General features: G+C 62.3%; 9 protein-coding genes. 4 read left to right on the top strand and 5 right to left on the bottom strand.

What is annotated here, in order from left to right; translation table 11 throughout:
* The first annotated feature begins 30 nt into the window (after positions 1–30).
* Positions 31–1683: an ABC transporter substrate-binding protein gene (locus MSG32_RS08155; protein ID WP_225348116.1), complete on the top strand. Its 1653-nt coding sequence runs from the start codon at positions 31–33 to the stop codon at positions 1681–1683.
* Between the two features lie 169 nt (positions 1684–1852).
* On the opposite strand, the gene gcvP is transcribed toward MSG32_RS08155, so the two are convergent.
* Positions 1853–4747 (bottom strand): aminomethyl-transferring glycine dehydrogenase, encoded by a 2895-nt coding sequence (gcvP, locus tag MSG32_RS08150; protein WP_248379110.1) that lies wholly within the window; start codon positions 4745–4747, stop codon positions 1853–1855.
* Positions 4748–5058: 311 nt separating this feature from the next.
* Positions 5059–5451 (bottom strand): glycine cleavage system protein GcvH, encoded by a 393-nt coding sequence (gcvH, locus tag MSG32_RS08145; protein ID WP_043334495.1) that lies wholly within the window; start codon positions 5449–5451, stop codon positions 5059–5061.
* Positions 5452–6331: 880 nt separating this feature from the next.
* Between gcvH and MSG32_RS08140 the strand changes: the two genes are divergently transcribed.
* Both MSG32_RS08140 and gcvT read left to right on the top strand, forming a co-directional pair.
* Positions 6332–7699 (top strand): sodium:alanine symporter family protein, encoded by a 1368-nt coding sequence (locus MSG32_RS08140; RefSeq protein ID WP_248379109.1) that lies wholly within the window; start codon positions 6332–6334, stop codon positions 7697–7699.
* 226 nt (positions 7700–7925) lie between these two features.
* The gene (gcvT, locus tag MSG32_RS08135) at positions 7926–9041 is read left to right on the top strand and encodes a glycine cleavage system aminomethyltransferase GcvT (protein WP_213114338.1); all 1116 of its coding nucleotides are present in this window, start codon (positions 7926–7928) and stop codon (positions 9039–9041) included.
* A gap of 281 nt (positions 9042–9322) precedes the next feature.
* On the opposite strand, the gene MSG32_RS08130 is transcribed toward gcvT, so the two are convergent.
* The 3 genes from MSG32_RS08130 to MSG32_RS08120 form a co-directional block, all read right to left on the bottom strand.
* Positions 9323–9529, bottom strand: a complete 207-nt coding sequence (locus MSG32_RS08130; RefSeq protein ID WP_043334489.1) for a cold-shock protein — start codon at positions 9527–9529, stop codon at positions 9323–9325.
* A 634-nt stretch (positions 9530–10163) separates the two neighbouring features.
* A complete protein-coding gene (locus MSG32_RS08125) occupies positions 10164–10826 on the bottom strand; it encodes a 3-oxoacid CoA-transferase subunit B (RefSeq protein ID WP_043334487.1) in 663 nt (220 codons plus the stop codon).
* 127 nt (positions 10827–10953) lie between these two features.
* The gene (locus MSG32_RS08120; RefSeq protein ID WP_043334485.1) at positions 10954–11655 is read right to left on the bottom strand and encodes a CoA transferase subunit A; all 702 of its coding nucleotides are present in this window, start codon (positions 11653–11655) and stop codon (positions 10954–10956) included.
* A 384-nt stretch (positions 11656–12039) separates the two neighbouring features.
* On the opposite strand from MSG32_RS08120, the gene MSG32_RS08115 reads away from it, so the two are divergent.
* Positions 12040–12936: a LysR family transcriptional regulator gene (locus MSG32_RS08115; RefSeq protein ID WP_248379108.1), complete on the top strand. Its 897-nt coding sequence runs from the start codon at positions 12040–12042 to the stop codon at positions 12934–12936.
* Positions 12937–12938 lie beyond the last annotated feature (2 nt).

Raw genomic sequence — 12938 nt, 5'->3', positions numbered from 1 at the left:
GCGGGGCTCGCCGGCCTTTCCAGTCAGGCTATGGCCGATCAGTATCAGGATGCGGCAAGGAAGTGGATCGATCAGGAGTTCTCACCCTCCACGCTGAGCAAGGACGAACAGATGTCCGAGCTCGAATGGTTCATCAAGGCCGCTGAACCGCTGCGCGGCATGGAAATCAAGGTGGCCTCGGAAACCCTGACCACCCATGAATACGAGTCCAAGGTGCTGGCCAAGGCCTTCAGCGAGATCACCGGCATCAAGCTGACCCACGACTTGATTCAGGAAGGCGACGTCATCGAGAAACTGCAGACCCAGATGCAGTCCGGGCGCAATATCTACGATGGCTATGTCAACGACTCCGACCTGATCGGCACGCACTTCCGCTATGGCAAGGTCGTGCCGATCAGCGACATGATGGAAGGCGATGGCAAGGCCTTCACCTCGCCGACGCTGGACCTGGATGACTTCATCGGGCTGGATTTCACCACCGGCCCGGATGACAAGCTCTATCAGCTGCCGGACCAGCAGTTCGCCAACCTCTACTGGTTCCGTGCCGACTGGTTCGAGCGCGAAGATTTGAAGAAGCAGTTCAAGGACAAGTACGGCTACGAGCTGGGGGTGCCGGTCAACTGGTCGGCCTATGAGGACATCGCCGACTTCTTCACCAATGACGTCAAGGAAATCGACGGTGAGCGGGTCTATGGCCACATGGATTACGGCAAGAAGGACCCGTCACTCGGCTGGCGCTTCACCGATGCCTGGTTCTCCATGGCGGGCGCCGGCGACAAGGGCCTGCCCAACGGCCTGCCGGTGGATGAGTGGGGCATTCGTGTCGAGGAATGTCAGCCGGTGGGCTCCTCGGTGACGCGTGGGGGCGCGGCCAACGGCCCGGCGGCCGTCTATGCCACCACCAAGTATGTCGACTGGCTGGGCAAGTACGCACCGCCGGAAGCCCAGGGCATGACCTTCTCCGAGTCCGGCCCTGTGCCGTCCCAGGGCAACATCGCCCAGCAGATCTTCTGGTACACCGCCTTCACCGCCGACATGACGCGGGATGGCCTGCCGGTGGTCAACGACGATGGCACCCCGAAGTGGCGCATGGCGCCGTCGCCGCATGGCCCGTACTGGGAAGAGGGCATGAAGCTTGGTTATCAGGACGTGGGTGCCTGGACCTTCTTCGATTCCACCCCGGAGAAGAACCGTCATGCGGCCTGGCTGTACGCGCAGTTCGTCACCGCCAAGACCGTCTCGCTCAAGAAGACCCTGGAAGGGCTGACGCCGATCCGCGAGTCGGATATCCAGTCCCAGGCGATGACCGATGCCGCGCCGAAGCTGGGCGGTCTGGTCGAGTTCTATCGCAGCCCGGCGCGGGTGCAGTGGTCGCCGACCGGCACCAACGTGCCGGATTACCCCAAGCTCGCCCAGCTGTGGTGGCAGTACATCTCCCAGGCCGCCAGTGGCGAAGCCACGCCGCAGGAAGCCCTCGATGGCCTGGCCAAGGCACAGGACCGCATTCTCGAGCGTCTCGAGCGCGCCAAGGTGATGGACAACTGTGGGCCGAAGCTCAACGAGGAGCGTGATGCGGAGTACTGGTTCGCCCAGCCGGGTGCGCCGAAGGCCAAGCTGGACAACGAGAAGCCCAAGGGCGAGACCATCGCCTACGACGAGCTGCTCAAGAGCTGGAAGGAGTAAACGCGACTGGCGCGACACTGCGCCATCGAACAGCCTGCTGAAAGGCTGCAGCAACGACAACGCCCCTGCCGGTTTCCCGGCAGGGGCGTTTTTGTGCCACAGCGATCAGCGACAGTGTTTCATCACCGCCTCATTGCTGGCTCTCAATCGCGGCTTTCAATCATGGCTCTCAATCACGGTAGAGATCGATGCTCGGGCAGGAGCAGATCAACTGACGATCGCCGTGCACGTTGTCGACCCGGTTGACCGCCGGCCATTGCTTGGCGGCCTTGACGTGCTCGCTGGGGAAGGCACCGATCTCGCGGGAGTAGCTGCGCGTCCACTCGGCGTCCATCAGGTCGGCCTGGGTGTGCGGCGCGTGCACCAGCGGGTTGTCTTCCAGTGTCCACTCGCCTTGCTCGACACGGGTGATCTCGGCGCGAATCGCGATCATCGCCTCACAGAAACGGTCGATCTCGTAGAGCGACTCGGACTCGGTGGGCTCGACCATCAGGGTGCCCGCCACCGGGAACGACATGGTCGGCGCGTGGAAGCCGTAGTCGATCAGGCGCTTGGCGATGTCTTCCTCGCTGATGCCGGAAGCGGCCTTCAGCGGGCGGATATCGATGATGCACTCATGCGCCACGGTGCCGTTCTTGCCGCGATAGAGCACCGGATAGTGCCCATCGAGACGCGTGGCGATGTAGTTGGCGTTGAGGATCGCAAGCTCGGTGGCTTCACGCAGCCCCTGCGCGCCCATCATCTTGATGTAGGCCCAGGAGATCGGCAGGATCGCCGCGGAACCGAAGGCGGCGGCCGAGACGGCGGTGCATTCCGGCTTCACGCCTTCCAGCGGGGTGACCACGTGGTTGGAGACGAACGGCGCCAGGTGGGCCTTGATGCCGATCGGGCCCATGCCCGGGCCGCCGCCACCGTGGGGAATGCAGAAGGTCTTGTGCAGGTTGAGGTGCGAGACATCGCCACCGAAGTCCCCCGGGCGGCAGATGCCGACCTGGGCGTTCATGTTGGCACCGTCGATGTAGACCTGGCCGCCGTGATCGTGAACGACCTGACAGGCCTCGCGCACGGTTTCCTCGAACACGCCGTGGGTGGATGGGTAGGTGATCATGATCGCGGACAGCTTGTCGCTGTGCTGCTCGGCCTTGGCGCGCAGGTCGGCGATGTCGATGTTTCCGTTGGCGTCACACTCGACCACCACCACCTTCATGGCGGCCATCGCGGCGGAGGCCGGGTTGGTGCCGTGGGCGGAGCTGGGGATCAGGCAGATGTCGCGCGCGCCTTCGCCGATGGAGGCCTGATAGCGACGGATCGCGACCAGCCCCGCGTATTCCCCCTGCGCGCCGGAATTCGGCTGCATGGAGATGGCGTCGTAGCCAGTGATCTCGACCAGGAAGGCCGACAGCTCATCGATCATCTGCTTGTAGCCGACCACCTGATCCGACGGTGCGAAGGGATGGACGTTGGCGAATTCGGGCCAGGTGACCGGGATCATCTCGGTGGTGGCGTTCAGCTTCATGGTGCAGCTGCCCAGCGGGATCATCGCGTGGGTCAGCGACAGGTCCTTGTTCTCCAGGCGCTTCAGGTAGCGCAGCATCTCGGTTTCCGAGTGGTAGCGGCTGAAGGTCGGGTGGGTCAGGAAGTCGCTGTCACGCTGGCAGGCCGCCGGAATCGCGCTTGCGCCCTTGGCCAGCAGGTCCTGGTCCAGCGCGGCGACGGATAGGCCATGCTCCTCGCCGAGCAGCACGTCGAACAGCACGCCGACGTCAGCGGCGGTGGTGGTCTCGTCGAGATTGATGGTGATGCGGCCGTCGCCGTGGTGGCGCAGGTTGATCTCGTGGGTCAGCTCGCGACCGTGGATCTTGCCCTCATCCACACCGGTCACGGTGATGGCGTCGAACCAGCTGTCGTGGGCCAGTGCCATGCCGCAACGGCTGACGCCCTCGGCGAGAATGCTGGTCAGGCGATGCACGCGGGTGGCGATGCGCTTGAGGCCTTCGGCACCGTGATAGACGGCGTAGAAGCCGGCGATGTTGGCCAGCAGCGCCTGGGCGGTACAGATGTTGGAGGTCGCCTTCTCGCGGCGGATGTGCTGCTCGCGGGTCTGCATCGCCATGCGCAATGCCGGGTTGCCGCGCGCGTCCTTGGAGACGCCGATGATGCGGCCCGGGATGGAGCGCTTGAGCTTGTCGGTGGTGGCGAAGAAGGCCGCGTGCGGGCCGCCGAAGCCCATCGGCACGCCGAAGCGCTGGGAGGTACCGACGACGATGTCGGCGCCGAGGCTGCCCGGCGACTTGAGCAGCACCAGGCTCAGCAGGTCGGCGGCCACCACGCTCATCGCGCCATTGGCGCGCGCGGCGTCCAGCAGCGGCGCGAGGTCGCGCACCTGGCCGGTGTTGCCCGGATACTGGAAGAGGGCGCCGAAGATGTCGTGCTCGCCGACGTTCTCGGCGGCATCGATGATCAGCTCGAAGCCGAAGTAGTCGGCGCGGGTGCGCATGACGTCCAGGGTCTGCGGCAGCACGTCATCGGCGATGAAGAAGCGCTTGCTCTTGCTCTTCTTGTTGCCGCGCTGACACAGCGCCATGGCCTCGGCAGCGGCGGTGGCCTCGTCCAGCAGGCTGGCGTTGGCCAGCTCCATGCCGGTCAGGTCCATTACCGCCTGCTGGAAGTTGAGCAGTCCTTCGAGACGGCCCTGGGCGATTTCCGGCTGATACGGCGTATAGGCGGTGTACCAGCCCGGATTTTCCAGCACGTTGCGCTGGATGACCGCCGGCAGGTGGGTGTTGTGGTAACCCTGACCGATATAGGTCTTGAATACCTTGTTCTGACGCGCGAGGCGCTTCAGGTAGTCCAGTGCTTCGGATTCCGTGCGTGGCCCTTCGAGATCCAGCTCACGGCCCAGACGAATGGCGGTGGGCACCGTGCGGTCGATGAGCGTGGCGATGCTCTCTTCGCCCAGCGTCGCCAACATGCGCGTCACATTGGCATCGGTCGGCCCATTGTGGCGGGAGATGAAATCGTCGTGTCCGGCCAGCTGGGCCAGGGTAAGCGTCTCGTGAGCCATGCAAGAAATCCTGTGCTGCAACGGGGACTGCAGAGGGCAGTCCGCGGGAGGAACATCACCGTGCCAGCGAGGAAGCGGCGGGCAGGGCGTCGGGAATCATGGGGGCATCGACATCACTGCCGAGCATGCTGCAGTTGCTTCACTCCCCGCGCGACCTGCAAGGGCGGTCGTGTCAGGGGCGTCGTGCCATCGAAACGGGGTGGCGCAGTCACGAGGGTGGCTGTGCGCGAGTGCGGCTGTATGCGAGCGCGGAAAGGCGCTGAAACCTCCTGCCCTGAGCGTCTGCGACATGGACAGGAGGTTGACGGCGATCAGGCTTCGCTTTCGACCAGCTGAGAATAGGCATCAGCGTCGAGCAGCTTGTCGAGTTCGGCGCTGTCAGCGACCTTCATCTTCAGAATCCAGGCATCGTCATAGGGGCTTTCGTTGACGGATTCCGGCGCGTCTTCGAGGCTCTCGTTGACGGCGATGACTTCACCGGCCAGCGGCGCGTACAGATCAGAGGCCGCCTTGACGGACTCGATGACCCCGAACTCTTCTTCCAGCGCCAGCTCACGGCCGACTTCCGGCAGTTCGACGAAGACGACATCGCCCAGCGCTTCCTGGGCGTGGTCGGTGATCCCGATGGTCACGGTGCCATCACCGTTGTCCTGAACCCACTCGTGACTCTCGGTGTACTTCAGCGTGGCGGGAATATTGCTCATGAGTGTTTTCCTATGTGAAAAGATTTTCTGATTCAGGGAATCGGTACGTCATTATGCCCCAAGGTCCCGGCGTGTGGCAGTGGCAGACTGCCGCGTGATGCTACGACTTTGGGCGTGTATTGCTGACGGCCGTACCTCTATCGTGGTCTGTCACTCTTCGGGCGTCCAGTGTCTTGCGTGGTTCACTCATGAAGCCCGCCATCACGGGCCTGCCTGGCCCATGGCTGTGCATCGCTGGCCAGGCCGCCCGGCGCCTTTCCAGCGCGCCGTGACACCTCGTGAGAGGTTGAGTGCATTGCAGCAGCGCGGGAGATCGGTCGCGCCAGTGGGCGAGGATGTCCGAGTCACTGTTGCGAGGCGCTCAAACTCGCGTTATGGTGCCGACAGTTTCTTATCGGAAACTTGTTTCCATGTTGTGTCGTGAAGACCCGGCTGTCAATGCCTGATGCGTTCAAGCAAAGCGAACCTGATGAGAGCGCATGAGAGCGCTGGTGGCGCTGAGAGAGTCTTTACCTGAGGGTTACCGCGCCCTGCATGCGGCTCGACTTTCGGTTCGTCATTCGGCTTGGCTTGTTGTGAGACTTTTTTTCGTCAGTCTCGAGATCACTCGGCGCAGGATCTGCTGCCAGAAGACACGATGAGGCGATGAAACATGCGAGTTGGCGCAGTCTCATCGTACTTTTTACGCAATGATTGCCTCACCTGCCAGCGTAAAGCCCTGTTGGGCTAGTGAAGTGAGATAGCTTCCGCTAATGTGAGCTGTCCCAACGGTGAAAATGCCGTGGGAGGCTCGTCGCGGGTCGATCACCCGCCTGGGGATGGCACCGCCACGAGTCACTGCGCATCGTGTGATAACAACAATTCAGCGGAGGAAATCTGCGTGGAAATGATCAGTTCCGTCTTTAGTGCCATCAATGGCGTCGTCTGGGGCCCATTGATGCTGATCCTGTTGCTCGGGGTCGGCTTCTATCTTCAGGCAGGCCTCAAGGGCATGCCGCTTCGCAAGTTGGGTACCGGCTTCAAGCTGTTGTGGAGTGGTCGTGCGCCGGGCAAGGATGGCGACGGCGAGATTTCTCCTTTCAATGCCCTGATGACGTCGCTGTCGGCGACCATCGGTACCGGTAACATCGCGGGCGTGGCAACCGCCATCGCGCTGGGTGGCCCGGGGGCGATCTTCTGGATGTGGATCACCGCGCTGGTCGGCATGGCGACCAAGTACGCCGAGGCCGTGTGTGCCGTGCGTTATCGTGAAGTCGATGACACCGGCAACCATGTCGGTGGCCCGATGTACTACATCCGCAATGGTCTGGGCGCCAAGTGGGGCTGGCTGGGCGGTGCCTTCGCCTTCTTCGGTTGCTTCGCGGCCTTCGGCATCGGCAACACCGTGCAGTCCAACTCGGTCGCGGATGCGCTGGAAACGTCCTTCGCCATCCCGCACTGGGTCTCCGGTGTGGTGATGATGGTGCTGGCCGGCGCCGTGATTCTCGGTGGCATCAAGCGTATCTCCAGCGTGGCGGGCAAGCTGGTGCCGTTCATGGCCATTGCCTACTTCCTGGCCGGTATCATCATCCTGGTGATCAACGCCGACCAGATCGGCCATGCCTTCGGTCTCATCTTCACCTATGCCTTCAATCCGGTCGCAGCTACCGGCGGCTTTGCCGGGGCAGCGGTGATGGCCGCCATCCGCTTCGGTGTGGCGCGCGGTATCTTCTCCAATGAAGCGGGCCTGGGCAGTGCGCCCATCGCCCACGCGGCGGCGCAGACCAAGAACCCGGTCCGTCAGGGGCTGGTCGCGATGCTGGGGACCTTCATCGACACCATCATCATCTGCACCATCACGGCGCTGGCGATCATCACTTCCGGCCTGTGGTCTTCCGGGGAAACCGGCGCGGCCCTGACCTCGATGTCCTTCGATCAGGCGCTGCCGGGCGTGGGCAACCACCTCGTAGCCATCGCGCTAGCGGTCTTCGCCTTCACCACCATTCTTGGCTGGTCCTTCTATGGTGAGAAGTGCTTCCAGTACCTGTTCGGCACGCGTGCCATCATGCTGTATCGCATCGTGTTCGTGATCGCGATTCCGCTGGGCGCGATGGCCAAGCTCGACCTGATCTGGCTGATGGCGGACACCTTCAATGCGCTGATGGCGATTCCGAACCTGATCGGTCTGGCGCTGCTGTCGCCGGTGGTCTTCAAGCTGACGCGTGATTATTTTGATGGCAAGGAAGTGCTGGCTGGCGAAGATCGCTGAACGACGCTGATGACTCGCCTGGCCCTACCGTGCCACTGACTGCCTTCTGCATCGCCCGGGTCACCTGACCTGGGCGGTGCAGGCGCAGGGCGCCCTGTTCAAATCGGCAGTGCTTGAGAGCAGTGCCCATGACAACAAGCCTCCAGAGAGCGTGTGCCGTTCGGGCGCCATCTCTGAGAGTCATCGCAAGCCAACCTGGAGAATGACGATGTCCGATTCCGCCGCAGTGACGGGTCTCAAGCAGACCGCCCTTCATGACCTGCATGTCGAGCAGGGGGCCAGGATGGTCGAGTTCGCCGGCTATTCCATGCCCGTGCAGTACCCGCTTGGCGTCAAGAAGGAGCATGAACACACGCGCGCCAAGGCAGGGCTGTTCGATGTCTCGCACATGGGGCAGTTGATCCTGCGTGGCGAGAATGTGCAGGCGGCGCTGGAGGCCCTGGTGCCGACGGATATCATCGACCTGCCGGTGGGCATGCAGCGCTATGGCCTGCTGACCTCCGACACCGGCGGTATCCTGGATGACCTGATGATCGTCAATGGCGGTGATCACCTCTACGTGGTGGTGAACGCTGCCTGCAAGGATCAGGACATCGCGCATCTGCGGGTCGGCCTGCCGATGGATATCGAGCTTGAGGTGCTGGATGATCGGGCACTGCTCGCACTGCAGGGGCCGATGGCTCACGCGGTGATGCAGCGCCTGTCGCCCGAGGCCTGCGAGCTGACCTTCATGCATCATGCCCACGTCACCATCGAGGGCATCGAGTGTTGGGTCAGCCGCAGTGGCTATACCGGCGAGGATGGCTTCGAGATCTCCGTGCCCGATGCCGACGCAGAGCGCTTCGCGCGGCTGTTGCTGGCGATGGAGGAGGTGGAGTTCATCGGTCTTGGCGCGCGGGATTCACTGCGTCTCGAGGCGGGGCTGTGCCTGTACGGTCACGATCTCGATACCACCACCTCACCGGTGGAAGGCAGCCTGATCTGGGCGTTGGGCAAGGTGCGTCGTCAGGGCGGCGAGCGTGAAGGCGGTTTCCCGGGGGCCGATGTCATCCTGACCCAGATCGCCAACAAGGATCACACCCGCAAGCGGGTGGGGCTGGTCGCCCAGGGGCGAGCGCCTATCCGCGAAGGGGCTGAGCTCTATGATGCCCAGGACAACCGTATCGGTGTTGTGACCTCCGGCAGCTTCGGGCCGACCTATGGCAAGCCTGTGGCGATGGGCTACGTGGGCATCGCTCACAGCGCTCTCGAGACCGAAGTGTTTGCCGATGTGCGTGGCAAGCGCCTGCCGATGACGGTGACGAAGATGCCGTTCGTCGAGCAGCGCTACTATCGGGGGTAAGCGCACCGTGGCCAGGTGAGCCACAGTCAGGCTCGCTGCGAGGCGTGACGCTCCGTCGCTGGTAGCAGCGCCTTGAAGATATGCGAAAAAGGAGGAGGAACGAAAAAGGGACTGCCCAGGCAGTCCCTTTTTTCATGTCTGGCACTCGAGCACTCGAGCACTCGGGCATGCGGAAGGATGCGATACCCCGCGGCGTGCGCGAACGCCAGACGCAGAAAAGCCCGCCGAAGCGGGCTTTTCTGTCGGAGGAGGGGTTAGCCTCTTCCAGCTAAAATCAAAGCTTAGTCGATCAGCTTGATGTTAGCGGCCTGGAGGCCTTTCTTGCCCTGGGTGACGTCGAAGGAGACCTTCTGACCGTCTTGCAGAGACTTGAAGCCTTCAGCCTGGATTTCGGAGAAGTGTGCGAACAGGTCGTCACCGTTGTCGTCCGGAGAAATGAAGCCGAAACCTTTGGTGTCGTTGAACCACTTGACTGTGCCAGTTGCCATGATCGTAATTCCTTACTGATGATATTGCCGGGAGTTACCCGATAAACGTGGGTAAAACAAGGAGGATATACACCAGGTACCGAAGTGCTTCGATCACGACTGACGATATTCGACTTGCTAACCAACGAGAGCAATACTGCGCTGCTCGGGCGGCAAGGTCAAATGAAATATCAAAAACTTATCCTTTTGCCTAATAATCGTGCGCAGAATTCGCCCGCAAAGCCGTGCCAATAGTGCTGAGAATTTCGCCACACCGAGGGCAGGGAGTCCGCTTGTTTTTATCCCGTTATCTTGGTGTGAGTGATGACGCCTGTAGGAAAAAGACCATAGTGCGGCTTTGCTTGTATAGGGGGTTGAATGGCGCAAAGCCCCGTATGGCGGGCGATGGACACAAAAAAGCCGGCAGCGATGGCAGCGCTGCCGGCGGATGGCGTCGAAGCCATCAAGGCTCTCGGAGAGAGGATGTGATGCGCCCATCACATCATGAGAGATTTTCCTCAAAAGAGTCGGCAAAAATCCGTGGGATGTCGGGGCCGTGTTTTGCCACCCTCGAGCGCAATTGTTTCGTGAGTCAAAAGTGGCTCGATGGTCAAAAGCGGCGCGAGGGTGGCCAGTGCCCGGGGCAGAAGGTGCCTCAGGCGTCCAGCTGCATTTCCGGCACGTGTTCCGGGACGACCAGCTTGCCTGCGGTCAGACGCTCGATTTCCTCGACGCTCACGCCTGGCGCGCGCTCCAGCAGGTGGAAGGCACCATCCTTGATCTCGAGGAAGGCGAGGTCCGTCAGCACGCGACGGATGCAGCCGGCACCGGTCAGCGGCAGTTCGCACTGGCTGAGCAGCTTGGATTCGCCGTGCTTGGAGGCGTGGGTCATGGTGCAGATGATGTTCTCGGCACCGGCGACCAGGTCCATGGCGCCGCCCATGCCCTTGACCAGCTTGTTGGGGATCATCCAGCTGGCGATGTTGCCGTTCACGTCCACCTCGAAGGCGCCGAGCACCGTGAGGTCGACGTGGCCGCCACGGATCATGGCGAAGGATTCGGCCGAATCGAAGATGGCGGCGCCATCGATGGCGGTCACGGTTTCCTTGCCGGCGTTGATCATGTCGGCGTCGACTTCGTCTTCATAGGGGTAGCGGCCCATGCCGAGCAGGCCATTTTCGGACTGCAGCATCACCTCGATACCGTCGGGGATATAGTTGGCCACCAGTGTCGGGATGCCGATCCCCAGATTGACGTAGGAGCCGTCCTGGATTTCCTGAGCCACTCGCTGGGCCATCTGTTCGCGTGTCAAAGCCATGATTGTTTCCTTGTCTTGGGTGCCATCAACCATGAGGCACTGTGCCGTGTCGTGAAGGCGGTCGAGAAAGTTCGCCGTGGGGCCTGTCGCCCTGATGGCGGCGATTCATGCCGGCGGAGCCCTGGGCTCAACGCGAGCGGACGGTGCGTTTCTCGATGCGCTTCTCGAAGTTGCCCTTGATGACGCGATCCACATAGATGCCGGGCGTGTGGATGTCGGCGGGGTCCAGTTCCCCCGGCTCGACCAGCTCTTCGACTTCGACCACGGTGATCTTGCCGGCGGTGGCGGCCAGCGGGTTGAAGTTGCGCGCGGTATGGCGGTAGACGACGTTGCCGTAGCGGTCCGCCTTCCAGGCCTTGACGATGGCGAAGTCGCCCTTGATGGACTCTTCCAGAATGTAGGGGCGGCCATCGAACTCGCGCACTTCCTTGCCTTCGCCGATCGGTGTGCCGTAACCGGTGGCGGTGAAGAAGGCGGGGATACCGGCGCCGGCAGCACGCATCTTCTCGGCCAGCGTGCCCTGGGGAGTGAGGATCACTTCCAGGTCGCCGTCGAGCAGCTGCTTCTCGAACAGCGCATTCTCGCCGACGTAGGAGGCGATCATGGTCTTGATCTGACGGTCTTCCAGCAGGATACCGAGCCCGAAGCCATCGACGCCGCAGTTGTTGGATACCACGGTGAGGTCCTTGGCGCCGAGGCGCTTGATCTCTGCAATCAGGTTCTCCGGGATACCACACAGGCCGAAGCCACCGGCGATTACCGTCATGCCATCTTCGAGGCCTGCCATGGCCTCCGCGTAGCTGGTCACCACCTTGTTGAATCCTGCCATGCGAATCTCCTTGAGTATCCAAGCTGTTGTTGTCGGGATGTCTTCATCATTGCCGACAATCCTGAGTCTGTATATATTTAATAAGTTTGTTTTTTCTATCCATTGATCAGTTTTTGATAAGAATTGATCTGCTGTTTATCGCGCCTGCTCGCGAGGAAAAAGTCCGCCAAACCCCATGTTGGCAGGGGCTGACGCGGTAGCGGGGTGGAATGGCCTGAACTGTGCGGTCAGTCATGTGAGAGCTTCGTGGCTGTCATCTATGACCAATGGCCTAGATGCCCTGCAAGCGCCTGCTCTGCGAGCGCCAGACGATGAACTGCGCCGCATCGCCTTTGTGACATCTCTTGTGACATCTCTTGAAACACTCCCGGGACAGGACACGACATGACTCTGAAACAGTTGAAGGCCTTCGTGGCCGTGGCGCGCACGTTGTCCTTCGCCGAGGCGGGCACGCTGGTACATCTCTCGCAGCCGGCCCTGTCGTTGGCGGTCAAGAATCTGGAGGAGTCGCTGGGCGGGCGCCTGTTTCAGCGCTCGACCCGACAGGTCAGCCTGACGCCGGAGGGGCGCGCCTTCTTCCCGCTGGCCAGGCGACTGCTGTCGGACTGGGAGCATGCCGAGGATGAGATGCGGCAGCGCTTCAGCCTCGGGCGCGGCCGCGTGGCCCTGGCCGCGATGCCGACCTTCGCCGGAAATCTGCTGCCCGGGGTACTGGCCGATTTTCGCCGCCAATATCCGGAGATCACCATCGAAGTGAATGACGTCATCGCCGAAGAGGTGGTTGAGCGGGTCACCGATGGCCGTGTCGAGCTGGGGATCTGCTTCGACCCCGGCGTGCGCCAGGACCTGGTGTTCGAGCTGCTGTTCGAGGACCGCTATGTGGCGATCATTCCCCCCGGCCACGCCTTGCTGGCAGAGGCGCCGACCTCCATCGAGTGGTCACGGCTGCTCAAGGAAGACTTCATCACGCTGCAGCGGCCCTCGGGGGTGCGTCGCATGCTCGAGAAGCGCCTCGAGGATGCGGGCATGGCGCTGCATGTCGCCTTCGAGACCCACCAGCTGGTCACCTGCGGACGCATGGTGGCGGAAGGCCTGGGTGTCAGCGCGGTGCCGGCGATGAGCGCGGCGCAGATGAGTGCGCTGGGCTGTCAGTGCCTGCCGCTGACAGGCCCCGAGATTCAGCAGCGGGTCGGGGTGATCCGTCGCGGCCGTCATGAGCTGTCGGTGGCGGTACAGGCGATGCTGGAGACCCTGCGCGCGCGCTACCCGTCGACGGATTGAGT

The sequence above is a fragment of the Cobetia sp. 1CM21F genome, assembly GCF_023161745.1.
GTDB lineage: Bacteria > Pseudomonadota > Gammaproteobacteria > Pseudomonadales > Halomonadaceae > Cobetia > Cobetia amphilecti.
This window is presented reverse-complemented; position numbering and strand designations above follow the sequence as displayed.